Annotated in this window: 22 protein-coding genes and 1 tRNA gene; 17 read left to right on the top strand and 6 right to left on the bottom strand. The window is 70.0% G+C overall.

Annotation, left to right across the window (positions count from 1 at the left end; genetic code table 11):
• Positions 1-7 precede the first annotated feature (7 nt).
• A tRNA-Leu gene (locus tag PYR91_RS24245) sits at positions 8-80 on the bottom strand.
• 50 nt (positions 81-130) lie between these two features.
• On the opposite strand from PYR91_RS24245, the gene PYR91_RS24240 reads away from it, so the two are divergent.
• From PYR91_RS24240 to PYR91_RS24215, 6 genes are all read left to right on the top strand, one after another.
• Positions 131-730, top strand: coding sequence for a response regulator (locus PYR91_RS24240; RefSeq protein WP_279783111.1), 600 nt, complete (start codon positions 131-133; stop codon positions 728-730).
• 306 nt (positions 731-1,036) lie between these two features.
• Complete coding sequence (locus PYR91_RS24235) at positions 1,037-2,275, top strand: branched-chain amino acid ABC transporter substrate-binding protein (RefSeq protein WP_279783109.1); 1,239 nt, start codon at positions 1,037-1,039, stop codon at positions 2,273-2,275.
• A 103-nt stretch (positions 2,276-2,378) separates the two neighbouring features.
• Positions 2,379-3,347: a branched-chain amino acid ABC transporter permease gene (locus tag PYR91_RS24230; protein ID WP_279783107.1), complete on the top strand. Its 969-nt coding sequence runs from the start codon at positions 2,379-2,381 to the stop codon at positions 3,345-3,347.
• Positions 3,344-4,492, top strand: coding sequence for a branched-chain amino acid ABC transporter permease (locus tag PYR91_RS24225; RefSeq protein ID WP_279783105.1), 1,149 nt, complete (start codon positions 3,344-3,346; stop codon positions 4,490-4,492). Before PYR91_RS24230 ends, PYR91_RS24225 begins: the two co-directional genes overlap by 4 nt.
• Positions 4,489-5,271: an ABC transporter ATP-binding protein gene (locus tag PYR91_RS24220; RefSeq protein WP_279783104.1), complete on the top strand. Its 783-nt coding sequence runs from the start codon at positions 4,489-4,491 to the stop codon at positions 5,269-5,271. Before PYR91_RS24225 ends, PYR91_RS24220 begins: the two co-directional genes overlap by 4 nt.
• A complete protein-coding gene (locus tag PYR91_RS24215; protein ID WP_279783102.1) occupies positions 5,261-5,977 on the top strand; it encodes an ABC transporter ATP-binding protein in 717 nt (238 codons plus the stop codon). Before PYR91_RS24220 ends, PYR91_RS24215 begins: the two co-directional genes overlap by 11 nt.
• Positions 5,978-6,054: 77 nt before the next feature.
• On the opposite strand, the gene PYR91_RS24210 is transcribed toward PYR91_RS24215, so the two are convergent.
• Positions 6,055-6,612 (bottom strand): DUF4352 domain-containing protein, encoded by a 558-nt coding sequence (locus PYR91_RS24210; protein WP_279783100.1) that lies wholly within the window; start codon positions 6,610-6,612, stop codon positions 6,055-6,057.
• 189 nt (positions 6,613-6,801) lie between these two features.
• Here PYR91_RS24210 and PYR91_RS24205 point away from each other — a divergent pair, with 189 nt between their 5' ends.
• From PYR91_RS24205 to PYR91_RS24195, 3 genes are read left to right on the top strand one after another with little or no spacing between them, the layout of a single operon-like run.
• Entirely contained in the window at positions 6,802-7,638 is an 837-nt protein-coding gene (locus PYR91_RS24205; RefSeq protein WP_279783077.1) for an ABC transporter substrate-binding protein, read from the top strand.
• A gap of 4 nt (positions 7,639-7,642) precedes the next feature.
• Positions 7,643-8,491: an amino acid ABC transporter permease gene (locus PYR91_RS24200; RefSeq protein WP_279783076.1), complete on the top strand. Its 849-nt coding sequence runs from the start codon at positions 7,643-7,645 to the stop codon at positions 8,489-8,491.
• A 5-nt stretch (positions 8,492-8,496) separates the two neighbouring features.
• The gene (locus PYR91_RS24195) at positions 8,497-9,276 is read left to right on the top strand and encodes an amino acid ABC transporter ATP-binding protein (protein ID WP_279783075.1); all 780 of its coding nucleotides are present in this window, start codon (positions 8,497-8,499) and stop codon (positions 9,274-9,276) included.
• A 263-nt stretch (positions 9,277-9,539) separates the two neighbouring features.
• Here the strand turns inward: PYR91_RS24195 and PYR91_RS24190 are convergent, their stop codons facing one another.
• Positions 9,540-9,887: a hotdog fold thioesterase gene (locus PYR91_RS24190; RefSeq protein WP_279783134.1), complete on the bottom strand. Its 348-nt coding sequence runs from the start codon at positions 9,885-9,887 to the stop codon at positions 9,540-9,542.
• 140 nt (positions 9,888-10,027) lie between these two features.
• Between PYR91_RS24190 and polA the strand changes: the two genes are divergently transcribed.
• The 7 genes from polA to PYR91_RS24155 all read left to right on the top strand — a co-directional run bounded on the left by polA (position 10,028) and on the right by PYR91_RS24155 (position 20,267).
• Complete coding sequence (gene polA, locus PYR91_RS24185) at positions 10,028-12,733, top strand: DNA polymerase I (protein WP_279783073.1); 2,706 nt, start codon at positions 10,028-10,030, stop codon at positions 12,731-12,733.
• 388 nt (positions 12,734-13,121) lie between these two features.
• Positions 13,122-14,228 carry a polysaccharide deacetylase family protein gene (locus PYR91_RS24180; protein ID WP_279783071.1) on the top strand — a complete coding sequence of 369 codons (1,107 nt, stop codon included), beginning with the start codon at positions 13,122-13,124 and terminating at the stop codon, positions 14,226-14,228.
• Positions 14,229-14,452: 224 nt separating this feature from the next.
• A complete protein-coding gene (rpsA, locus tag PYR91_RS24175; RefSeq protein ID WP_279783069.1) occupies positions 14,453-15,931 on the top strand; it encodes a 30S ribosomal protein S1 in 1,479 nt (492 codons plus the stop codon).
• A 90-nt stretch (positions 15,932-16,021) separates the two neighbouring features.
• Positions 16,022-16,480 carry a GNAT family N-acetyltransferase gene (locus PYR91_RS24170; RefSeq protein ID WP_279783067.1) on the top strand — a complete coding sequence of 153 codons (459 nt, stop codon included), beginning with the start codon at positions 16,022-16,024 and terminating at the stop codon, positions 16,478-16,480.
• A 15-nt stretch (positions 16,481-16,495) separates the two neighbouring features.
• Positions 16,496-17,098: a dephospho-CoA kinase gene (gene coaE / locus PYR91_RS24165; protein ID WP_279783065.1), complete on the top strand. Its 603-nt coding sequence runs from the start codon at positions 16,496-16,498 to the stop codon at positions 17,096-17,098.
• Between the two features lie 183 nt (positions 17,099-17,281).
• Entirely contained in the window at positions 17,282-19,390 is a 2,109-nt protein-coding gene (gene uvrB / locus PYR91_RS24160) for an excinuclease ABC subunit UvrB (protein WP_279783064.1), read from the top strand.
• Between the two features lie 457 nt (positions 19,391-19,847).
• Positions 19,848-20,267 carry a cupin domain-containing protein gene (locus PYR91_RS24155; RefSeq protein ID WP_279783062.1) on the top strand — a complete coding sequence of 140 codons (420 nt, stop codon included), beginning with the start codon at positions 19,848-19,850 and terminating at the stop codon, positions 20,265-20,267.
• 96 nt (positions 20,268-20,363) lie between these two features.
• Here PYR91_RS24155 and PYR91_RS24150 read toward each other — a convergent pair whose 3' ends face one another.
• The 3 genes from PYR91_RS24150 to PYR91_RS24140 all read right to left on the bottom strand — a co-directional run bounded on the left by PYR91_RS24150 (position 20,364) and on the right by PYR91_RS24140 (position 23,096).
• The gene (locus PYR91_RS24150; RefSeq protein WP_279783061.1) at positions 20,364-20,960 is read right to left on the bottom strand and encodes a DUF4126 domain-containing protein; all 597 of its coding nucleotides are present in this window, start codon (positions 20,958-20,960) and stop codon (positions 20,364-20,366) included.
• A gap of 68 nt (positions 20,961-21,028) precedes the next feature.
• Positions 21,029-22,159, bottom strand: a complete 1,131-nt coding sequence (locus PYR91_RS24145) for a nitronate monooxygenase family protein (RefSeq protein WP_279783059.1) — start codon at positions 22,157-22,159, stop codon at positions 21,029-21,031.
• 256 nt (positions 22,160-22,415) lie between these two features.
• Positions 22,416-23,096: an acyltransferase gene (locus PYR91_RS24140; RefSeq protein WP_279783058.1), complete on the bottom strand. Its 681-nt coding sequence runs from the start codon at positions 23,094-23,096 to the stop codon at positions 22,416-22,418.
• Between the two features lie 153 nt (positions 23,097-23,249).
• On the opposite strand from PYR91_RS24140, the gene PYR91_RS24135 reads away from it, so the two are divergent.
• On the top strand, positions 23,250-24,923 hold the full coding sequence (locus PYR91_RS24135; protein ID WP_279783057.1) for a CTP synthase: 1,674 nt from the start codon (positions 23,250-23,252) through the stop codon (positions 24,921-24,923).
• Positions 24,924-24,948 lie beyond the last annotated feature (25 nt).

Genomic DNA, 24,948 nt, shown 5'->3' with positions numbered 1-24,948 from the left:
GGATCAGTGCCCCGAGTGGGATTCGAACCCACACTTGATGGATTTTGAGGCCATTGACTCTGCCGTTGGTCTATCGGGGCGCCCCGGTACCGGTGCACCTAATCTAGCGGACGTCGGTACTCTCTTGGTCGTGAGTACGCAGCGGCGAGTGGTGATCGCGGAGGACGAGGCTCTGATCCGTCTCGACCTCAAGGAGATGCTGGAAGAAGAGGGGTACGCCGTCGTCGGCGAGGCGGGTGACGGCGAGACGGCGATCAAGCTCGCGCTCGAGAGCCGCCCCGATCTGGTGATCCTCGACGTCAAGATGCCCATCCTCGACGGCATCTCGGCCGCCGAGCGCATCGTGTCCGAGCGGGTCGCGCCCTGCCTCATCCTCACCGCGTTCTCCCAGCGCGATCTCGTGGAGCGCGCCAGGGACGCCGGCGCCATGGCCTACCTGGTGAAGCCGTTCACCAAGTCCGACCTGGTGCCCGCGATCGAGATGGCGGTCAGCCGGCACGAGGAGATCATCGCGCTGGAGCGCGAGATCAGCACGCTGGGGGAGCGGCTGGAGACCCGCAAGCTCGTCGAGCGGGCCAAGGGCCTGCTGATGGCCCAGCACGGGTGGACCGAGCCGCAGGCGTTCCGCTGGATCCAGAAGGCTTCGATGGACCGCCGCATGAGCATGCGCCAGGTGGCCCAGGCCGTGGTCGCCGACGCCGAGAGGTCGGCCGGTCCCGGCGAGGCCTGATCCCGCGCCGCGCCGTGCCGTCCGGCGCGATGCCGATACGGCGGTGGCGCCGCGCCTGCCGGCCGTCCGGTCGTGCGGGATCCGACCGATGGTGTCAGGGCGAGGTTCGTCGATGCTGTCAACAGTCGAGGCCGGCCGCGACGCGCGGCCTGCTCCCCCCGACGTGACCTTTACTTTTCGGCTCGATAGCCGAAGAGGACCGGTGTGATAACGAAGCGGTAACGTGGGGTCTCTTCTGTACCGACCTGTGACTTGAGCTGGGTGTAATGCCGTCAATAACTCCTGGCCGGATCGCCAGGAGGCTCTGTGAACTTGATCCCAACAGGGGGATCAGGCGAAAGGAAGGCAACCTTGCGGCCCAAGATTGCTCGCCTCGGTGGCGTGCTCGCCGTCGGTGTGGCGCTTACCGTTGGTCTCGCCGCGTGTGGCGGGGGAGGCACCGAGGCGGAGGGCGGCGGCGGTGGGTCCGCCGCGCCGTCCACGCTGAAGATTGGTTTCATGGGCGACCTGTCGGGTGAGAACTCCGGCATCGTCATCCCGCCGAGCAACGGCGCCCAGCTTGCGGTCGACGAGTACAACGCCACCAACCCGGCGGTCAAGGTTGAGATGATCAAGTATGACAGCCGGGCGGATGCCACCACGGCTGTCTCCCTGACCCAGAAGGCGGTCAAGGACGACAAGGTCGTCGCCATGGTCGGGCCCGCCTTCTCGGGCGAGTCCAAGCAGGCCGTGCCGGTCCTCGAGGAGGCGAAGATCCCCAACATCTCCGCCTCGGCGACCAACGCCGACCTCGCCAAGAACGGCTGGAAGTACTGGCACCGCGTGGTGCCGAACGACGGCGTGCAGGGCCCGGCGATCGCCGACTTCATCTCCGGCGCCGCCGCGGCGAAGAAGGTCTTCGTGGTCGACGACAAGTCCGAGTACGGCAAGGGCATCGGCGACGCCGTCCGCGCGCAGCTCAAGTCCAAGGGCGCCACGGTCACCGACGACGCGCTCGACCCCGCCGCGACCGACTACTCCTCGACCGTCAACAAGATCACGTCCGCCGCTCCGGACGCCGTCTTCTTCGGTGGTTACTACGCCGGCGCGGGCAAGCTGCTCAAGCAGCTCCGCGACAAGGGCGTGAAGGCGAAGTTCTTCTCCGGTGACGGCTCGCTCGACAAGGGCATCATCGAGGGCGCCGGCGCCGCGCAGGCCGAGGGCGCGCTCATCGGCTGCCCCTGCCGCATCCCCACCGCGGCCGAGACCGACGAGAAGGTCAAGAAGTTCGCCACGGACTACAAGGCGAAGTTCGGCGCCGACCCGCTGATCTACGCCACCGAGGGCTACGACGCCATGACGGCGTTCCTCAAGGCGATCGGCGCGGGGGCGACGACCCCCGACGCCATCAACGAGGCGATCGGCAAGTCCGACTTCCAGGGCATCTCCAAGCAGATCAAGTTCGACCCGACCGGTGAGCCCTCCGCCAAGTCGATCTACATGTACCAGGTCAAGGAGGGCGACATCGGCCTGCTCGGCGACACGACCACGGCCCAGCTCGGCTGACCGACGGCAGTCGACGGCCAGGTAGTGAGAGGGGGCGGGAACGCCGTGGCGATCCCGCCCCCGTCCGTTGCCCGACATGGCTTCCTGAAAGCGATATCTCTTCGTGTTCGATAATCTGCTCGGCTCATTCTGGCCGTACACGATCGACGGCCTCATCGTGGGCGCGATCTACGGGCTTGTGGCCCTCGGGTACACGATGGTCTACGGCGTCCTGCGCCTGATCAACTTCGCGCACTCCGAGATCTTCATGATCGGCACCATGGGTGCGGCGTTCGTCGTCATGACCCTCGGCATCACCCAGCCCCTGACCGGCCTCGCCCTCGTGGGCGGGCTGTTCCTGATGCTGCTCGTCGGCGGCCTCGCCTCGGCCGGCTCGGCCGTGCTGCTGGAACGCATCGCCTACCGCCCGCTGCGCAAACGCGGGGCCTCGCGCCTCGCGGCGCTCATCTCCGCCATCGGCGCCTCGCTGTTCCTGCAGGAACTGTTCGCGCTGGTGATCATTCCCAACCTCTTCGACCGTCCGCAGCAGGGCCGCAACCAGATGGGTGTGGCTCGCATCATGGAGAAGGACGTGCTGTTCACGGTGGGCGGCGCCCAGGTGCGCCTCGACCACATCGTGATCTTCGTCGCGGCCGTGGGCATGATGGTCCTGCTCGACCTGCTGGTCAACCGCACCAAGATCGGGCGCGGCATCCGCGCGACGTCCCAGGACCCGGAGACCGCGGTCCTCATGGGTGTGGACATCGACAAGATCGTGCGCATCACGTTCATCATCGGTGGCCTGATGGCGGGCCTGGCGGGCGCGCTGTTCATCCTGCAGTTCGAGGTCACCAAGTTCTCCATCGGCTTCCTGCTCGGCATCAAGGCCTTCACGGCCGCGGTGCTCGGCGGCATCGGCAACCTACGCGGAGCCCTGGTCGGCGGCCTGTTCCTCGGTCTCATCGAGAACTACGGCGCCGCGGTCTTCGGCTCGGGATGGAAGGATGTCATCGCTTTCTCGGTCCTCATCCTGGTCCTGATGTTCCGGCCCACCGGAATCCTCGGTGAATCCCTCCAGCAGGCACGCGCATGAGCGCCAACACCACGATCACGAACGGCAAGAACGCCTTCTCGGCGTTCAGTGACGGCGTCCGCGACCGGTGGGCCGACGCCCCCGGCTGGCAGCGCTGGACCGTCTACGGACTGCTCTTCGTGGCCGCCCTGCTGCTGCCGTCCGAGACCATCGGCGGCTTCATGTCGCCCTACAGCGACTGGGCCAGCGTCCTGTTCTTCCCGGTCGGCACCTTCGTGGTGCTGGCGATCGGCCTCAACGTGGTCGTGGGACAGGCCGGCCTGCTCGACCTCGGGTACGTCGCGTTCTTCGCCATCGGCGGCTACTCGATGGCGCTGCTCGGCACCGAGCTCGGGCTCAACTTCTGGGAGATCCTCGTCCTCGGGGTCATCCTGTCGGCGATCTCCGGCGTGGTGCTCGGCGGCCCGACGCTGCGCCTGCGCGGCGACTACCTGGCGATCGTCACCCTCGGCTTCGGTGAGATCGTCCGCCAGACGGCCGAGAACACCGACGCCATCGGCGGCCCCCGCGGCATCGCGGGCATCCCGCACCCGCCGAGCATCGAAGGCGTCGAGCTGTTCGGCGTCGAGATCTTCAAGTACGGCGTGCTCGACCCCCGGCCGTACTACTACCTGCTGGTGGTGGTCGCCACGGTGATCATCATCGTGGTGAAGCGCTGGGAGAAGAGCCGGGTCGGCCGCGCGTGGGCCGCGATCCGCGAGGACGAGGACGCCGCCGAGGTCATGGGCGTGCCGACGTTCAAGTTCAAGCTGCTGGCCTTCGCCATCGGCGCCGCGATCGGCGGGGCCATGGGAGTCGTCTGGGCGGGCAAGACCATCTCCATCAACCCCAACGACTTCCTGTTCATGCTGTCGGCGACCATCCTGGCGGCGGTCGTGCTCGGTGGGTCGGGCAACATCCCGGGCGTGGTCCTGGGCGCGTTCCTCGTCGCCTGGCTGCCGGAGCGGTTCCGCGGTCTGTCCGACTACCGCATCCTGGTGTTCGGCGCCGCCCTGGTCGCTTTGATGATCTTCCGTCCGGAGGGCCTGCTGCCATCGCGCCGCCGTAAAGCGGAGTTGGCGGAGGGCACAGGCGGCATGGGAAGCATGGGCGCGGAGGTCCCCGGACCGGACTCCCACGCCTCGGCCGAAGGGGCAGCGAAATGAGCGATCCGCGTCCGCTTCTGCGGCTGGACAAGGTCAAGATGCAGTTCGGCGGCGTCGTCGCGCTGCGCGAGGTCGAACTGACCGTCAACGAGGGCGAGATCTTCGCGCTCATCGGGCCGAACGGCGCCGGCAAGACCACGGTGTTCAACGTGGTCACCGGCGTCTACCGCCCGACGTCGGGTCAGGTGCTCTTCGACGGCGACCGCATCGACGGCATGAAGCGCTTCAAGATCACCAAGCGGGGCGTCGCGCGCACCTTCCAGAACATCCGGCTGTTCCACAACATGTCGGCGCTGGAGAACGTCATGGTGGGCGCCGACGCCCACCACCGCACCGGCATGGTGAACGCGGCGCTCGGCCTGCCCTGGCACCGCAGGGAAGAGCGCGACGGCAAGGCCATGGCGCTGGAGCTGCTGGACTTCGTCGGCATCCCCAACCGCGCGGAGGAGACGGCCAAGAACCTCCCGTACGGCGACCAGCGCCGGCTGGAGATCGCCCGCGCGCTGGCCACCAAGCCCAAGCTCCTGCTCCTGGACGAGCCGGCCGCCGGCATGAACCCGGCCGAGAAGGAGTCCCTGCAGGGCCTGATCCGCAAGATCCGTGACGCCGGCCGCACGGTGCTGCTGATCGAGCACGACATGGCCCTGGTCATGGGCATCAGCGACCGCATCGCGGTGCTGGACTTCGGGCAGAAGATCGCCGACGGTCTTCCCGCCGAGGTGCAGAACGACCCGAGGGTCATCGAGGCGTACTTGGGGGCTCCCGCCGATGCTTCTTGAGATCAAGGACATCCGTGTCCACTACGGCAAGATCGAGGCCATCAAGGGCATCTCGCTCCAGGTAGACGAGGGTGAGATCGTCACCCTCATCGGCGCCAACGGCGCGGGCAAGACCACGACGCTCAAGACGATCTCGGGCCTGCGGCCGCTGACGTCCGGCTCCGTCACCTTCGACGGCAAGGACATCAGCAAGCTCCCCGGCCACAAGCGGGTGATCGCCGGCATCGGCCAGTCGCCCGAGGGCCGGGGCGTCTTCCCGGGCATGACCGTCACCGAGAACCTGCTCATGGGCGCCTACACCCGCACCGGGGACCTCAGCAAGGACCTCGACGAGGTCTTCGAGCTGTTCCCGCGGCTGGCCGAGCGCCGCAACCAGGCCGGGGGCACGATGTCCGGCGGCGAGCAGCAGATGGTCGCCATCGGCCGCGCGCTGATGAGCAAGCCGAAGGTCCTGCTGCTCGACGAGCCGTCGATGGGCCTGGCGCCGAAGCTGGTCACCCAGATCTTCTCGATCATCAAGGAGATCAACGACCGCGGCACCACCGTGCTGCTGGTGGAGCAGAACGCCCAGCAGGCGCTCCAGCTCGCCCACCGGGCGTACGTGCTGGAGACCGGCCGGGTGGTCAAGTCGGCTCCGGCGTCCCAGCTGCTGGACGACCCGCAGGTTCGCGAGGCCTACCTGGGCGGGGAGCTCGGCGCTCACTGAGCGCTTCGCCTCGTCCGTACGGCCCGGCCGGGCACGCCCCGGCCGGGCCGTACGCCACCGGGGCGGGCGCGCCGCGGTCACGGCAGCGGGACGTCGACCCCCTTGGACGGGCCGATGGCCCCGAGCGGGGGGTCGGCGAAGAGGCGCACGGCGGTGATCTTCGCGTCCTTCGGCACGTCGAACCAGAGGTCGAACTCCATCTTCACGAAGCTGCCCACCGGGATCTCGTCCGGCTGCCGCTTGATGGCCTGGCCGAAGTCGTCCACGTGGAAGGTGCGGCCGTCGGCGGCCACGAGCAGCTGCTCCTTGGCGTCGAACTTCTGGTTGGTGCGGTCGGTGCTCTCGATCATGAGGTGCACGCGGGCGTACCGGCCCTTGGCCTCCCACTCGGCGTGGCTGCCGAACATGGCCGCCATGCCGTCCTGGAAGCCGAGGACGCGAAAGCGCATCTGGCCGTCGACCACCGGCTTCGCGGTGATCACGATCTCGCCGGGGCGCGCGGTCGCCGGGGGGATCATGTACGTCGGCGAGGGGGTGGCGGCGGGCGCCGCGGAGCCCGAGGCCCCGCCGGAGCACGCGGCCAGCGTCGCGACCAGGGCGGCCGCGCAGCCCCACCCGCCCAGAGCTCGGCTCACGTCTGGCACCCTAACCGCCCCACCGGCGCTGACCGTCCGGCGCCGTGAGGTGTTGTGCGATCGTTTCATTCCGGTAATAGCCCTGGTGAACAGGTGCGGAACCATGGCCACAGTTACGGTAACTTAACTTAACTCCGACATAGAGCTAAAGAGGAGGACGTTGTGGTCCTTTGGCCCAGGCGTCGCCGTATGACCTCCATCGGGGCGCTCGCCGTGAGCGCCGCGTGCCTTCTCTCCGCCTGCGGTGGCGGATCGGACACCAGCGCCACCGAGACCGGCGCGCCGGCGGGTGGCGCCTCGGCGTCCGCGGCGAGTGTGAAACTGATCAGCGACGGCAAGCTGACGACCTGCACCAACCTCCCGTATGAGCCCTTCCAGTTCAAGGAGGGCGACAAGGTCGTGGGCTTCGACGTCGACATCGTCGACCTCGCGGCGAAGAAGCTGGGGGTGACGCAGGAGATCGTCGACATCGACTTCGCCGTGATCAAGAGCGGCGCCGCGCTCGCCACCGGCAAGTGTGACGTCGCCGCGGCCGGCATGACGATCACCGACGAGCGCAAGAAGAACATCGACTTCTCCGATCCCTACTTCGACGCCACGCAGGCACTTCTGGCGAAGAAGGGCACCGGCGCGAAGTCCCTCGACGACGTGAAGGCCAAGGGGCTGAAGCTCGGGGCGCAGGCCTCGACCACCGGCCTCGACTTCGTCAAGAGCAAGGGCTTCGACCCCACCGAGTTCGCCGACTCGCCCAAGGAGCTGCTCGGTCTGCAGTCGGGGCAGGCCGACGTGATCGTCCAGGACCTCCCCGTGGTGCTCACCTGGCTGAAGAAGCCCGACATCGCCGACAAGTTCGAGCTGATCGCGAGCCTCGACACCGGCGAGCAGTACGGCGTGGGCCTGAAGAAGGGCAACACCGAGCTGCTCAAGGTGATCAACGAGGAGATCGCCAAGGCCAAGTCCGACGGCACGTACGAGCAGATCTACGTGAAGTGGTTCGGCAAGAAGCCGGGCGAGCTCGGAACCTGAGTCGATGACCCAGTCCACGACGGCCGGCCCCGCCGGGCCTGCCGGGCACGTGCCCGGCAGGCCCCGGTTCAGCCCCCGTAAGAAGCAGCAGATCAGCAGGGGCGTCCAGTACACCGTTCTGATCGCCGCCGTGGTGGCGCTCGCCTTCCTCGTCAACTGGCAGGGCCTGGCCCAGAACTTCGCCAAGATGGACGTGGCGGAGCAGTCGCTTCCCGACGTGTTCACGATCGCGCTCAGGAACACGATCATCTACACCGTCGGCGGGTTCGTCCTCGGGTCGCTGGGAGGGCTGGTCCTCGCCCTCATGCGGCTGTCGTCCGTGCGGCCCTACCGCTGGATCGCCACCGTCTACATCGAGATCTTCCGCGGCCTGCCCGCACTGCTGATCTTCCTGCTCATCCTGTTCCTGCCGCTCGCGCTCCCGGGCTTCCAGGTTCCCGGCGGCACCTACGGCCAGGGCATCCTGGGCCTGGCGATCGTCAGCTCGGCGTACATGGCCGAGACGCTCCGGGCCGGCCTGCAGGCCGTCCCCAAGGGGCAGGCCGAGGCGGCGAGGTCCCTCGGGATGTCCCATTCCCGCGCCATGATCTCGGTGGTCATCCCGCAGGCCGTCCGCATCGTCATCCCGCCGACGACCAACCAGTTCGTGTCGCTGCTGAAGGACTCCTCGCTGGTGCTGTTCCTCGGGGTCAGCGGCGAGTACGTCGAGCTGACCAAGTTCGGCAACGACCTGGCGTCCACGACGAGCAACGCGACGCCCATCATGGTGGTGGGCCTGACCTACCTGCTCGTCACGATCCCGCTGGGATATCTGGCCGGCCGCCTCGAAGCCCGCCAGGCGAAGGGACGGTGACCCGGATGCCACACGCTGTCCAGATCGAGAACCTGCACAAGTCGTTCGGCTCCCTCGAAGTGCTCAAGGGCGTCGACTTCACGGTGGACGAGGGTCAGGTCGTCTGCGTCATCGGCCCTTCGGGCTCGGGCAAGTCGACGCTGCTGCGCTGCGTCAACCTGTTGGAGCAGCCCACCCAGGGCAAGGTGAGCGTCGGCGGGGTCGAGCTGACCGACCCCGACGTCGACATCGACGCCGCGCGGCGCAGGCTCGGCATGGTGTTCCAGTCGTTCAACCTGTTCCCGCACCTCTCGGTGCTGCGCAACGTCATGATCGCCCAGCAGCGCGTGCTCAAGCGGGGCAGGGCCGAGGCCGAGCGCGTCGCCCGGGAGAACCTGGGCAAGGTCGGCGTCGCCGAGAAGTGCGACGCCTTCCCGCTCCAGCTGTCGGGTGGCCAGCAGCAGCGGGTCGCCATCGCCAGGGCCCTGGCGATGGACCCCGCGCTCATGCTGTTCGACGAGCCGACCTCCGCCCTGGACCCCGAGCTGGTGGGCGACGTGCTGGCGGTCATGCGCAAGCTCGCGCAGGACGGCATGACGATGCTGGTGGTCACGCACGAGATGGGCTTCGCGCGCGAGGTCGCCGACCGAGTGGTGTTCATGGACGGCGGCGTGATCGTCGAGGAGGGGCCGCCCGACCAGGTGATCGGCAACCCGCAGCACGAGCGCACCCGCACCTTCCTGAAGCGCGTGCTCGACCCCGGACACGCCGACGACGGCGCTGGGGCGGCTCCACCGGCGGCCTGACGGCCGCACGGATATCTCTTGCTCTGGAGGTCTCCCTCGGGCCTTCAGCGGGCCCTCACGGCCCGCTGGAGGCCCTTCGGCGCTTCCGGGCCGCGCGGAGCGCCATCAGGAGCCCGTGGGTGACTTTGGGGCCATGTAGGGCTTCCCCGGCCGCACACGTTGTCTACTCGACCACCCACGGGCTCTGGCGTCACCACGCTAGCGAGCTATGAGGCTCCTGTGCAAAGAGTGCCCGGAAAAGGTAGCCCGATTTACACCGGATCTCAGTGGACGTCACGCAGCATGCAGGTGAGCCGCGCGGTGCACACCCGGCGCCCCCGCTCGTCGGTGATCTCGATGTCGTAGGTGGCCAGGGTGCGCCCGCCGTGCAGCAGGGTGGCCACGCCCGTGACGTACCCCGAGGTCGCCGACCTGTGGTGGGTCGCGTTGATCTCGATGCCGGCGGCGAACCGGCCCTCGCCCGCGTGCAGCCCGGCTCCTGTGGAGCCAAGCGTCTCGGCCAGCACGCAGGAGGCGCCGCCGTGCAGGAGCCCCATCGGCTGGGTGTTGCCCTCCACCGGCATGCGCCCCACGACCCGCTCGGCCGTCGCCTCGACGAACTCGATGCGCATCGCCCGGATCAGCGTGCCCGAGAAGTCGCCGTAGAGCTTCTCAAGCCTCGCCCGGCTCGCTTGGTCCAAGATGGTCAAGGGGATGCCTCCAGTACGCACACGCGAGATGTTCTGTCGTACCAGGAGACTAGGCTGCGGGTGTGCCGAAGAAGGAAGCAACCCCCGCTCGCCCCCGTCTCCTCCTGCTGGACGGGCACTCGTTGGCGTACCGGGCGTTCTACGCGCTGAAGGACGCCAACCTCGTCACCACCGACGGCCAGCACACCGAGGCGGTGTACGGCTTCACCTCCATGCTGATCAACGTCCTCCGCGACGAGCAGCCGACCCACGTCGTCGTCTGCTTCGACCGCTCGGAGCCCACGTTCCGGCACGAGGCGTACGAGCAGTACAAGGCCAACCGGCAGGAGACGCCGGAGGACTTCCGCGGCCAGGTCAGCCTGATCTTCGAGGTGCTCGACGCGCTGCGCGTCCCCCACCTGTCCCTGGCGGGTTACGAGGCCGACGACCTCATCGCCACCCTCGCCCACCGCGCCGCCGAGAACGACATGGACGTGCTGATCGTCACCGGCGACCGCGACGCACTCCAGCTCGTGAACGAGCGCGTCACGCTGCTGATGACCCGCCGCGGCATCAGCGACATGACCCGCTTCGACCCCGCCACGGTGCTCGAGAAGTACGGCCTCACCCCCGTCCAGTACCCCGACTACGCCGCCCTGCGCGGCGACCCCAGCGACAACCTCCCCAGCATCCCGAGCGTGGGCGAGAAGACCGCCGCCAAGTGGGTCAGGGAGTTCGGCTCCCTCGCCGAGCTGGTCGACCGCGTCGACGAGGTGAAGGGCAAGGTTGGCGAGAAGCTGCGCGAGCACCTCGGCCAGGTGCTCAACAACCGCCGCCTCACCGAGCTGCGGCGCGACGTCCCGCTCGACGCCGACGTCAGCGAGCTCAAGATGGGCGCCTGGGATCGCGACGAGATCCACAAGCTGTTCGACACCCTGCAGTTCCGCGTGCTGCGCGACCGGCTCTACCAGAGCGTCGGCACCGCCGAGCCCGAGGCCGAGGCCGGTTTCGACGTCGAGGCCGTCACGCTGGGCCCCGGCGAGGTCGAGGCCTGGCTGGCCGCCGCTCCCGAGGGCCGCGCGGGGCTGGCCGTCAAGGGCACCTACGGCAGCGGCACCGGCAGGCTCGACGGCCTGGCCGTCGCCGTCCCGCCCGAGCGCGAGGGCGCCCCCCGGCGCGCCGCCTACATCGACCTCACCGGCCTCACCCCCGACGACGAGCGCGCCCTCGGCGGGTGGCTGGCCGACGAGGCCCGCCCCAAGGCCCTGCACGACGCCAAGGGCCCCCTGCTGGCCCTGTGGGCGCACGGCTTCGACCTGCGCGGCCTCACCTGCGACACCGCGCTGGCGGCCTACCTGGCGATGCCGGGGCAGCGCTCCTTCCCGCTCGACGACCTCGTGCTGCGCTACCTGCACCGCGAGCTGCGCGCCGAGACCGACGACGGCGGCCAGGCCGCCCTGTTCGACGACCCCGCCGACGACCTCGGCCGCGAGCTGGCCATCCGCGCCCAGGCGGTGCGCGAGCTGGCCGAGGCTCTGGAGGGCCACCTCGAACCCCGGGGCGGCACGCGGCTGATGCGCGAGGTCGAGCTGCCGCTGGTGCGCGTGCTGGCCGAGATCGAGCACGCCGGCATCGCCGCCGACCAGGCCTACTTCACCGCCCTTGAGGTCGAGTTCGGCGCCGCCGTGAAGCAGGCGGTCGAGGAGGCCCACCGGGTGGTGGGCGAGCAGTTCAACCTCGGCTCGCCCAAGCAGCTCCAGGAGATCCTCTTCGTCCGGCTCGGCCTGCCCAAGACCAAGCGCATCAAGACCGGCTACACCACCGACGCCGACGCCCTGGCCACGCTCGCCACGCAGACCGACAACGAGCTGCCCACCATCCTGCTGCGCCACCGCGACCAGACCCGCATGCGCACCACCGTCGAGGGCCTGATCAAGGAGATCGGCGACGACGGTCGCATCCACACCACGTACAACCAGATCATCGCGGCCACCGGGCGGCTGTCCTCCGAGAAGCCCAACCTGCAGAACATCCCCATCCGCACCGCCGAGGGCCGCCGCATCCGGCAGGGCTTCATCGTGGGGGAGGGCTTCGACAGCCTGCTCACCGCCGACTACAGCCAGATCGAGCTGCGCATCATGGCCCACCTGTCGCAGGACGCCGCGCTCATCGCCGCGTTCGAGTCCGGGCACGACTTCCACCAGGCCACCGCCGCCCGGGTGTTCGGCCTCCCGCCCGAGCAGGTCGACGGCGAGCTGCGCGCCCGCATCAAGGCCATGAACTACGGCCTGGCCTACGGCCTGTCCGACTTCGGGCTCTCGGGCCAGCTCAACATCCCCGTGGCCGAGGCCCGCGCCCTGAAGGACGAGTACTTCCAGGAGTTCGGCGGCGTCCGCGACTACCTCGGCTCGATCGTCGCCCAGGCCCGGCAGGAGGGTTACACCGAGACCATCCTCGGCCGCCGCCGCTACCTGCCCGACCTCACGAGCGACAACCGCCAGCGACGCGAGATGGCCGAGCGCATGGCGCTGAACGCCCCCATCCAGGGGTCGGCCGCCGACATCATCAAGGTCGCCATGCTCAACGTCCAGCGCGCGCTGCGAAGGGAGGGCCTGCGCTCGCGCATGCTGCTCCAGGTGCACGACGAGCTGGTGTTCGAGGTGGTCCCCGGCGAGCTGGAGACCCTGCGCGAGCTGGTCGTCGCCCAGATGTGCGCTGCCTACGAGCTGCGCGTCCCCCTGGAGGTCTCGGTGGGCGCGGGCCGCACCTGGCAGGACGCCGGCCACTGATCCACCGGGAAGGGGCACGCCCTTCCCGCGCCCCGTCCGCCCGCCGGCGAGGTGGCCGTCGTGCCGTGCCGGGCCGCCCCGCCGGGAGGGGCACGCTCTCTCCCGGCCCTGCCGCCGTGCCGGCGGGGCGGTCGCCGCCCCCGCCCGCCGAGCGTCAACGAACCGTCACCGCGAGCCCGGCTCCAGGTCTGGAGCCGGGCTCGCGCGCGTCCGGACGCGGGAGCACGCATCCGTCCGGCGGGGATGCCGACGGCATTTCGCGAACGCGCGGGCGCATCGGTTTGACGAGCAAATTTCGCCACATGACAGGCGTGTACGCTGGCGCCGGACGGGGCCGAACGGGCTGTCCTAGGGCAAGATCGACCTACAGCCGATCCAGGAGAGCTCTGTGCGGACCACACCCGGCCTGACGCATGTCATCGGCATCGTCAACATCGGCGTAATGATCGTCGCCGTCGTGGCGCTGCTCGTGCTGCCGTTCGGCCGGGAGCGCGAACAGGCCGGCCGGTCCGCCGGGCCCGCACCCGCGCCCACCCCCTCGGCGTCGGCGTCGCCGTCGGCCTCGCCCCCGGCGGGCGTCCCGCCGGTCACCACCAACCCCGAGGCGGCGCGCGCGGTCGGCGCCAACGAGGTGGGCATGGTGCCGGTGCTCATGTACCACCGGATCCTGAAGAAGCGGGTGGCGTCCATCGACCGGACCCCCCGCCAGCTCCGCGAGGAGCTGGAGCGGCTGGCCGCGGGCGGCTACGTGCCGGTCACCGCGGCCGAGTACGTCAGCGGCCGCATCGACCTGCCCGCCGGCGCCCACCCGGTGGTGCTGACCTTCGACGACGGCAACCCCACCCACTTCGCGCTGGGCGCCGACGGCCTGCCGAAGAAGGACACCGCCGTGCGCATCATCCTTGAGGTGGCCGGCGCGTACCCCGGCTTCCGCCCGGTGGCGACGTTCTGGATCAACAGGAACCCGTTCGGGCTCCGCGACCCCGGCCACCAGGCCGCGGCCGTGCGGTGGCTGGTCGAGCGGGGCTTCGAGGTCGCGAACCACACCTACGGCCACCCCAACCTCACCCGGCTGTCCAAGAAGGGGGTCAACGAGGCGATCGTGCGCCAGCAGCGGCTCCTGGACCGCCTCGGCGCGCCGCGCTCGGTCACCTTCGCCCTCCCGTACGGCAACCGGCCCAGGAAACGCTCGACGGCGCGCGAGGGACGCTGGGACGGAACCTCCTACCGGTTCGACGCGGTCTTCCTCGCCGGGGCCGAGCCCGCGATTTCGCCCTACGCGAAGGGGTTCGACCCGTACAACATCCCGCGCATCCAGTCCAATGGTAAAAAAGGCGATTGCCGGAAATGGTGCTCCGAATACTGGTTGGAGTGGCTGGACCACCACGCTGACCGGCGGTACACCTCCGACGGAGATCCTGCTCACGTTTCCATGCCCCGTCGTGATCAGGGTAAGATCCTGGCAAACTTCAGCGGGTTGACGGTCGCCTACTAGGGGCCTTGCGGGGGTTGTGCAGGTGGGCGCCGGATTGACCGCGCCCGCGTACTCTCATATGCTGATCGCTGCGCTGTGGGCTCGCGTGCGCCTCGGACGGAGCGGGCTCGCGCTCGGTCATGTCGACCACCGGTCATCCTGACCATCCTCGGCTTGAGCGATGAAGAGGGCCTGCCGCGCGTCCGCCACATCGACATCTGTCCGCGTTCGGAGCAATTCCACACATGACGAGCAGCACCGAGGCCACCTCGAGCACCCCGCAGGTAGCGGTCAACGACATCGGTTCCGAGGAGGCCTTCCTCGCCGCGATCGACGAGACCATCAAGTACTTCAACGACGGCGACATCGTCGAAGGCACCGTCGTCAAGGTCGATCGAGACGAGGTCTTGCTCGACATCGGCTACAAGACCGAGGGTGTCATCCCCTCGCGCGAACTCTCGATCAAGCACGATGTCGACCCGGCCGAGGTCGTCGAGGTCGGGGAGCACGTCGAGGCGCTTGTCCTCCAGAAGGAGGACAAGGAAGGCCGGCTCATCCTCTCCAAGAAGCGCGCGCAGTACGAGCGCGCCTGGGGCACGATCGAGAAGATCAAGGACGAGGACGGCATCGTCACCGGCACGGTCATCGAGGTCGTCAAGGGCGGTCTCATCCTCGACATCGGTCTGCGCGGCTTCCTGCCCGCGTCGCTGGTCGAGATGCGCCGCGTTCGCGACCTCCAGCCGTACGTCGGGCGCGAGCTCGAGGCGAAGATCATCGAGCTGGACAAGAACCGCAACAACGTGGTCCTGTCCCGCCGCGCCTGGCTGGAGCAGACCCAGTCGGAGGTCCGTCAGACCTTCCTCAACACCCTGCAGAAGGGCCAGGTCCGCAAGGGCGTCGTCTCCTCGATCGTCAACTTCGGCGCGTTCGTCGACCTCGGCGGCGTCGACGGTCTGGTGCACGTCTCCGAGCTGTCCTGGAAGCACATCGACCACCCCTCCGAGGTCGTCGAGGTCGGCCAGGAGGTCACGGTCGAGGTCCTCGACGTCGACATGGAGCGCGAGCGGGTCTCCCTGTCGCTCAAGGCGACGCAGGAGGACCCCTGGCAGCAGTTCGCCCGCACCCACCAGATCGGCCAGGTCGTTCCCGGCCGGGTCACCAAGCTGGTGCCGTTCGGCGCGTTCGTCCGGGTCGAGGAGGGCATCGAGGGCCTCGTGCACATCTCCGAGCTGGCCGAGCGCCACGTGGAGATCCCCGAGCAGGTCGTCCAGGTCGGCGACGAGATCTTCGTGAAGATCATCGACATCGACCTCGACCGCCGTCGCATCTCGCTGTCGCTGAAGCAGGCGAACGAGGGCGCGATGGGCGCCGACGTCGAGTTCGACCCCACGCTCTACGGCATGGCGGCGAACTACGACGAGCAGGGCAACTACATCTACCCCGACGGTTTCGACCCCGAGACCGGCGAGTGGCTGGAAGGCTTCGAGAAGCAGCGCGAGGAGTGGGAGCGGCAGTACGCCGAGGCCCAGACCCGCTTCGAGGCCCACAAGTCGCAGGTGGAGAAGGCACGCGCCGACGAGGCGCAGGCGTCCGACCCGTCCGGCTACACCGCCGAGACGCAGCCGGCCACCAGCAGCTCGTCGTCGGCACCGGCAGCCGGTGCCCTCGCTTCCGACGAGGCGCTCGCCGCCCTTCGGGAGAAGCTGGCCGGCGGCCAGAGCTGATCCCGCCGAACGTCATGTAGTGGAGGGGCCCCGCTTCGGCGGGGCCCCTTTGCGTTCCCCGCCACCGGCGCTGGCTTCTACAGTGGGCGGGTGACGCTGATCGAGCGGGCGCGGCCCGAGGACGCCGGCGAGATCCTCACCCTCCAGCGGGCCGCCTACGTCACCGAGGCGCAGCTGTACGGCGACCCGTTCATCGCGCCCCTGGTGGAGTCGCTCGGCCAGATGGCCGAGACGATCTCCTCGGCGACGGTCCTGAAGGCCGTGGCCGGCGGGCGCATCGTCGGGGCGGTGCGCGGCCGGCTCACCGAGCGCACCGGCGTCATCGGACGCCTGGTGGTCGCGCCCGACCGGCAGGGCATGGGCCTCGGCACGGCGCTGCTGGGCGCCGTGGAGGCCGAGCTGGGCCCCGCGGCCGAGTCGTTCGACCTGTTCACCGGCCACCTGTCGGAGGGCAACCTGCGTCTGTACCGCCGCCTGGGCTACCGCGAGACGCGGCGCGAGCGCGTGCACGAGCACCTGACCGTCGTGCACCTGCGCAAGGCCGCCTAGCGTACCCTTCGGTGCATGCTGAAGATCGGGCTCACCGGCGGCATCGGGTCGGGCAAGAGCGAGGTGTCCCGGCGCCTGGGCGAGCGCGGCGCGGTGGTCATCGACGCCGACCTGATCGCCCGCGAGGTGGTCGAGCCCGGCACCACCGGCCTCGCGCTCGTCGTGCAGGCCTTCGGCGACCGCGTGCTGCGCCCCGACGGCACCCTCGACCGCGAAGGGCTCGGGCGCGTCGTCTTCGCCGACCCCGCCGAGCTGGCCAGGCTCAACGCCATCGTGCACCCCAGGGTGGGGGAGCGGGTCGCCGAGTTGCAGCGTGAGGCGCCGCAGGACGCCGTCGTCGTCTACGACGTGCCGCTGCTGGCCGAGAACAACCTCGCCCCGGCGTACGACCTGGTGATCGTGGTGGACGCCTCCGACGAGGTGCGCCTGGCCCGGCTCACCGGGGTCCGCGGCATGTCGGAGCCGGACGCCCTGGCCCGGATCCGCGCCCAGGCGGCGCGGGAGGACCGCCTGAGGATCGCCGACATCGTGATCGTCAACGAGGGCGGCCTGGACGACCTGGACGCGCGCGTGGCCGAGGTCTGGGCCGAGATCCAGAAGCGGCGTCCCACCGCCTGACCCGCCCCGCCGGCCGGATACGCCTGCCGAGGCCTGTCCGAGACGCCGACGTCGCGTGGTTCCCGCCGACCCGCGTCGCCAGGGCGGTCCGAGCCGCGTCTCAGGGGCCCCGTCGGCCCCGTTCCATCCCCGTGCGGCGGCCGGTCGCGGAAATGTCGGTGGCCGCGCGTAGGTTATGGAGACGTGAGGCCGGTAACAGATCTGCAGCGCAGGGTGGCGCCTTTCGAGGTAGTCACAGAGATGACCCCTTCCGGCGACCAGCCGGCGGCGATCACCGAGCTCGAACGGCGTGTCAAAGCCGGCGAGAAGGACAACGTCCTGCTGGGCGCCACGGGCACCGGCAAGACCGCCACCGTGGCGTGGCTCATCGAGCGGCTCCAGCGCCCGACCCTGGTGATGCAGCCGAACAAGACCCTCGCCGCCCAGTTCGCCAACGAGCTGCGCGAGATGCTGCCCAACAACGCCGTCGAGTACTTCGTCTCGTACTACGACTACTACCAGCCCGAGGCGTACGTCCCGCAGACCGACACCTACATCGAGAAGGACTCCTCGATCAACGACGAGGTCGAGCGCCTGCGCCACTCGGCCACCAACTCCCTCCTGACGCGCCGTGACACGGTCGTGGTGGCCTCGGTGTCCTGCATCTATGGTCTGGGCACCCCCCAGGAGTACGTCGACCGCATGGTGCGTCTCAGGGCCGGGCAGGAGATCGAGCGCGACCAGCTCCTGCGCCGCCTCGTCGACATGCAGTACAGCCGCAACGACCTCGCCTTCACCCGGGGCACCTTCCGGGTGCGCGGCGACACCATCGAGATCATCCCGCAGTACGAAGAGCTGGCCATCCGCATCGAGATGTTCGGCGACGAGATCGAGAAGCTCGCCACCCTGCACCCGCTGACCGGCGAGGTCGTCACCGAGGACGAAGAGGTCTACATCTTCCCGGCCTCGCACTACGTCGCCGGCCCGCAGCGCATGGAGCGGGCGATCGCCGACATCGAGGCGGAGCTCGCGGCGTCGCTCGCCGCCATGGAGAAGCAGGGCAAACTGCTGGAGGCGCAGCGGCTGCGCATGCGCACCACCTACGACATCGAGATGATGCGCCAGGTCGGCACCTGCTCGGGCATCGAGAACTACTCCCGCCACATCGACGGCCGCGAGCAGGGCTCGGCGCCCAACACCCTGCTCGACTACTTCCCCGAGGACTTCCTGCTGGTCCTCGACGAGTCCCACCAGACCGTCCCGCAGATCGGCGCGATGTACGAGGGCGACGCCTCCCGCAAGCGGGTCCTGGTCGACCACGGCTTCCGCCTGCCCTCGGCGATGGACAACCGCCCGCTGAAGTGGGAGGAGTTCCTCGGCCGCATCGGGCAGACCGTCTACCTGTCGGCCACTCCCGGCTCCTACGAGCTCGGCCGCAGCGGCGGCGACGTCGTCGAGCAGGTGATCCGCCCGACCGGCCTGGTCGACCCCGAGGTCGTGGTGAAGCCCACCAAGGGGCAGATCGACGACCTGGTCCACGAGATCCGCGAGCGCACCGACAGGGACGAGCGGGTGCTGGTCACCACGCTGACCAAGAAGATGTCGGAGGATCTCACCGACTACCTGCTGGAGCTCGGCATCCGCGTCCGCTACCTGCACAGCGAGGTCGACACCCTGCGCCGCATCGAGCTGCTGCGCGAGCTGCGCAGCGGCGAGTTCGACGTGCTGGTCGGCATCAACCTGCTGCGCGAGGGTCTCGACCTCCCCGAGGTCTCCCTGGTGGCCATCCTCGACGCCGACAAGGAGGGCTTCCTGCGCAGCGAGACCTCGCTGATCCAGACCATCGGCCGCGCCGCCCGCAACGTCTCGGGGCAGGTCCACATGTACGCCGACCGCGTGACGCCGTCGATGGAGCGCGCGATCGACGAGACCAACCGGCGCCGGGCCAAGCAGACCGCCTACAACGAGGCCAGGGGCATCGACCCCCAGCCGCTCCGCAAGCGCATCGCCGACATCCTCGACACCCTGGTGCGCGAGGACGCCGACACCGAGAAGCTGCTCGGCGCCGGTCGCCAGCAGAGCCGCGGCAAGGCCCCCGTGCCCGGCCTGTCGTCCCGCCAGGCCGGCCAGCACGCCAAGACGATCGCCGGCGACATGCCCCGTGCACAGATGGAGTCCCTCGTCCAGTCCCTCACCGAGCAGATGCACCAGGCCGCCACCGACCTCCAGTTCGAGGTGGCCGCCCGCCTCCGCGACGAGATCAAGGAACTCAAACGCGAGCTCCGCGACATGCGCGAAGCCGGCGTCCACTAGCCCTCCACACCAGGCGAGCAGCCCCGGCGGCGCGCCCTCCGGCGAGCGAAGGCGCTGAAGGGCCGTCCCAGGGCCGGGGTGCGCGGCGGCGGACGTGCGGGAACGTCCGGGCGGGCCCTAAGGCTTTCTGGCGGGTGCGTGGGAAGGCCGTCCCGGAGCCGCGTGTCTGAGAACCACATGCCGGGCGCGCCGCCCCGGCGGTGTGCCCGCCGGCGGGCGGAGGCGGTGAAGGCCAGTCCCGGGCGCGTGGCTGGGCGGATGCGCGGGCACGTGCCGGGTGTGTGGCGGCGGACGCGCGGGCACGTGTGGGTGGGGCCCTGGGGCTTTCTGGCGGGTGCGCGGGAAGATGTGTAGAAACGGGTGGGCGGGAGCCTTGGGGCTTCTGGCGCGTTCTTCCTCATGGAACAGGGGTGTCCCGATGCCGATCGCCATTCCACAGGAACCGTCTCATCGCAAGGTGCACCACGTCACTCCCGGCGGGCTCGACTCACACACGGCGCAGTCGGACGGGATGCGCCGGCTCGCGGCGATCAGCGGGGCGAGCGTCGGCTCCAGCCGGCTCTGGATGGGGCAGGCGCACGTCCCGCCCGGCACGGTGTCCGCCAACCACCACCACGGCGAGTCCGAGACCGCCATCTACGTCGTCAGCGGCACCCCGTCGTTCGTCTTCGTCGACGTCGAGGGCGAGGAACCGGTCGAGGTCCGCGTCGACACCAAGCCGGGCGACTACATCTTCGTCCCGCCCTTCGTGCCGCACCGCGAGGAGAACCCCGACCCTGGCACCGAGGCCGTCGTGGTGATCGCCCGCAGCACCCAGGAGGCGATCGTCGTCAACCTCGACGAGCTGAGCTGGACCTCCCCCGAACGGATCCCCTGACCCACCACCCACCGGCCGCGGCCGCATTGGGATCTCGCTTGCCGCCACCACTCGCTGACTGTCCGTAACCTCGCGTGCCCTTCGATGCAGATCGTGTCAGGTGGGGGTCTGGGCGAGGTCGGGTGTGCGGCGTCTGCGGAGTCTGGTGGTGAGCCACCAGAGGGGCATCACCAGGGCTGAGAGGGCGACGATCACCAGGACGGGGGCGAAGACGGCCAGCAGGCTGATGCCGAGGGAGCCGGCGTCCTCCACGGTGCTGACGACGGGGGCGCCGACCCCGGCGGTGGTGGCGTTGACCACGGGGCGGGCGGAGGACTTCATCACGTGGACGGCCAGGGCCACGCCGATGCCGAGGATCCAGCTCACCCAGGGGTTGCGGGCCATCCACGTGGAGTGGTCGAGCTGGGAGGCGGCCTGCGTTGCGCTGAAGACGACGCCGCCGGCGGCCGGGCGCACGGCCGTCTGGATGATGTCGTTGACGTGGTCGACCACGGGCACCTTGTCGAGCACGACCTCGGCCGCCAGCAGCACCGCGATGATCGCCAGCACCCAGCCGTCGGTCAGCCAGGAGTAGTCCTGCGGCAGGCGGACGGCGTCGGTGAAGTTGGCGAGCACGCCCACCACGAGCAGGGGGATGTAGGCGTTGAGCCCCGCGGCCGTCGACAACCCGAGGCCGGTCAGCACGGCGAGCATCGCACCTCCATGCTTCTCGCTCCTGTGAAAGAAGACGAAAAGCGACTACCCCCCGTTCCCGGAACCGATCACGATCGTGTGATGTCGCTCACCCGTTCGACCGCGGCCGCGAACTCCTCCATCATCTCGTGCACGACCCGCCGCGCCGGCTTCACCTGGTTCATCTGCCCGACTACCTGGCCGACGAAGTAGTTCGCCAGCTCCCGGGCGCCCGGCTCGCCGCTCTCGGCCGCCTCGCCGATGCGGGCCATCGCCCCCTCGGCCAGCAGCATCTGCAGCGGCATCGGCAGCGCGCCGGGGCTCTCGGGCGCGGTGTCCCACTCGGTGGTCCAGGCCGAGGCGAGCTGCCGGGCGGGCTTGCCCGTGCGCGAGCGCGAGCGCACGGTGTCCAGCGAGGTGGCGGCGAGCAGCTTCTCCTTGACGACCGGAGCCGTCTCGGCCTCCTCGGTGGTCAGCCAGACCGAGCCGCACCACACCCCGCCGGCGCCCAGGGCCAGCGCCGCCGCCATCTGCCGTCCGTCGGCGATTCCCCCGGCGGCCAGCACGGGCACCGGGGCCACGGCGTCGACGACCTGCGGCACCAGCACCATCGTGGACACCTCACCGGTGTGCCCGCCGGCCTCGGAGCCCTGCGCGACCACGAGGTCGGCGCCGGCCGCCACCTGGCGCCGGGCGTGCTCGACGGTGCCGACGAGCGCGGCCACCGGCACGCCGGCCGTGCGGGCCCTCTCGACCATGACCGGCGGCGGCGTGCCCAGGGCGCTCGCGATCAGCCGGATCGGGTGGCCGAGCGCGACGTCGATGAGGCCGGTGGCGCCCGTGTGCGTCACCCGGCGCCCCAGCTCGTCGGCCTTCGGCCCGGGCGGCAGTGTCCTGCCGGTGCTCACGCCGTACTTCGACAGCAGGTGGGTGACGAAGTCGCGGTGCACCTCGGGGATGGCGTCGATCAGCCGCCCCCGGGGCGCGGTGGCGGCGCGGTCGATGCGGCCGGGCACCAGCACGTCCACCCCGTACGGGCGGCCGGCCACCTGCCTGTCGAGCCAGCACAGCTCGCGTTCCAGCTGCTCGGGCGAGTACGCGACCGCGCCCAGGACGCCGAACCCGCCGGCGTTGGTCACCGCGGCGACGACGTCCCGGCAGTGGCTGAAGGCGAACAGAGGGAACTCGATGCCGAAGCGCTCACAGATCTCCGTCCGCATGTCGTGACGGTAGCTCGCCCGGCTGCCCTGGTCCAGGTCAGGCAGGCTTCGGCCACGGGGGCGGGCGGGTATCAGCCGGGCCGGTTCCCCTTCCGGGCACGGCGGGCGGGCCCCCCGGGGCCCGGCCCGGAGCCGCCCCAGGGGGTCCGCACCGGACTCCGGGGCGGGACAGGGGACGGCCGTGCCGGACGGCGCAGGGGGCCCGGCTCACCCGCCGGGGCAGGTCAGGGGCTCGGGCCTCGGGGCGGGCCGGCGCTCAGGCTCCGGGGCGGAGAGCCCGCAGCGTGGCGGCCTCATGGCGGGCCTCGGACGCGTGCCAGCCCTCGTCGGGGGAGTAGCGGCGGACGACCTTCCCCGGGATGCCGGCGATGACGCAGTGGTCGGGGAACTCCCCGCGCACCACGGCGCCGCCCGCCACCACCGACTGCCTGCCGATCCGCGTCCCGGGCAGGATGATCGCGCCCGTGCCGAGCCAGGACCCCCGGCCGATCGACACGGGGTTGTTGCGCGGCCACTGCCGGCCGATCGGCACCTCGGGGTCGTCGTACACGTGGTTCTGGTCGGTGATGTAGACGTAGGGCCCCGTGAAGACGTCGTCGCCGATGTCGATGGACTGGTGGCCGACGATGTGGCTGCCGCGCCCGATCGAGCAGCCGTCTCCGATGCGGACGATCGACCCGGGCCCGAGGTCAACTCCGGGGCCCATGCCGGCCGAGAGGGAGACGCGCTCGCCGATCAGCGTGCGCGCGCCGATCTCGATCCACGCCTCGCCGAAGATCGCGCCCTGCGGGAAGGCGAGGCAGGTCCCCTCGCCGAGCCGGCGGAACCGGTAGCCCGCCGGGGTTTTGGGGGTGACCGCGCCCGCGTCGCGGGCGATGGACCAGACACGGTGGACAAATCCACCTACGGCCCGCCGTAGTATCTCACGGGGTGACATAGTTGAAAAAGTTACCGCTTGGTTAGCATGCTGGGAACGGACGCCCGGAACTGTTCGGGCACTTCGCGGGCAGGCCCTGATAACCTGAGAGCCCGTGGACAAGCGGTCGCTCGCCGGGACGGCCGCGACGAACCGGACCACGGGAGAACCTCCTTGCGCAGCGCCGCACACACCAAACATCTCTTTGTCACCGGAGGCGTCGCCTCCAGCCTCGGCAAAGGGCTCACAGCCTCCAGCCTGGGCCGCCTGCTGACGCTTCGTGGCCTCCGGGTCACCATGCAGAAGCTCGATCCCTACCTCAACGTCGACCCCGGGACGATGAACCCGTTCCAGCACGGTGAGGTGTTCGTCACAGACGACGGCGCCGAGACCGACCTCGACGTCGGCCACTACGAGCGGTTCCTGGACACCGAGCTGCACGGCTCGGCCAACGTCACCACGGGCCAGGTGTACTCCAACGTGATCGCCAAGGAGCGGCGCGGGGAGTACCTCGGGGACACCGTGCAGGTCATCCCGCACATCACCAACGAGATCAAGGACCGCATCCGGGGCATGGCCGGCCCGGACGTCGACGTCGTCATCACCGAGGTCGGCGGCACCGTCGGCGACATCGAGTCGCTGCCGTTCCTTGAGGCGGTCCGCCAGGTACGCCACGAGGTGGGCCGGGACAACGTGTTCTTCCTGCACGTCTCGCTCCTGCCGTACATCGGCCCGAGCGGCGAGCTGAAGACCAAGCCGACCCAGCACTCCGTGGCCGCCCTGCGCAGCATCGGCATCCAGCCGGACGCCATCGTCTGCCGCTCCGACCGCCCGATCACCACCTCGCTGAAGCGCAAGATCAGCCTCATGTGCGACGTCGACGAGGACGCGGTGGTCTCGGCCGTGGACGCGCCGAGCATCTACGACATCCCCAAGGTCCTGCACTCGGAGGGCCTGGACGCCTACGTCATCCGCCGCCTCGGCCTGCCGTTCCGCGACGTCGACTGGCAGGAGTGGGACCAGCTCCTGCGCCGGGTGCACCGCCCCGCCAAGGAGGTGACGGTCGCGCTGGTCGGCAAGTACATCGACCTGCCCGACGCCTACCTGTCGGTCATCGAGGCCCTGCGCGCCGGAGGCTTCGCCTGCGACGCCCGCGTGAACATCCGCTGGGTCAAGAGCGACGACTGCGAGACCGCCGAGGGGGCGGCCCGCGAGCTCGACGGCGTGGACGGCGTGCTCGTCCCCGGCGGGTTCGGGGTGCGGGGCATCGAGGGCAAGGTCGGGGCGATCCGGCACGCCCGGGAGAGGCAGATCCCGCTGCTCGGCATCTGCCTGGGCATGCAGTGCATGGTGATCGAGGCCGCGCGCAGCCTCGCCGGAGTCGAGCTGGCCAACAGCACCGAGTTCGACCCCGACACGCCCGACCCGGTCATCTCGACCATGGCCGACCAGGAGGACGTGGTGGCCGGCGAGCGCGACATGGGCGGCACGATGCGGCTCGGCCTCTACCCGGCCCGGCTCGCCGAGGGCTCCATCGTCCGCCGCCTGTACGGCGGGGCGCCCGCCGTCGACGAGCGCCACCGGCACCGGTACGAGGTCGGCAACGCCTACCGCGAGCGGCTGGAGCGCGTCGGCATGGTCTTCTCGGGCCTGTCGCCCGACGGCCGCCTGGTGGAGTACGCCGAGCTGGACGCCGACGTCCACCCGTTCTTCGTCGGCACCCAGGCGCACCCGGAGTTCCGGTCGCGGCCCACCCGCCCGCACCCGCTCTTCCACGGCCTCATCAGCGCCGCCCTCACCTACGCCGAGGTCCGCGAGAGCGTCACCAAGGCCGGCCGCAGCGGCTGACCGGAGCGTGACCGATGCCGGCGCC

This window comes from Sphaerisporangium sp. TRM90804 (assembly GCF_029846175.1).
In the GTDB taxonomy this organism is placed as follows: Bacteria; Actinomycetota; Actinomycetes; order Streptosporangiales; family Streptosporangiaceae; genus Sphaerisporangium.
This window is presented reverse-complemented; position numbering and strand designations above follow the sequence as displayed.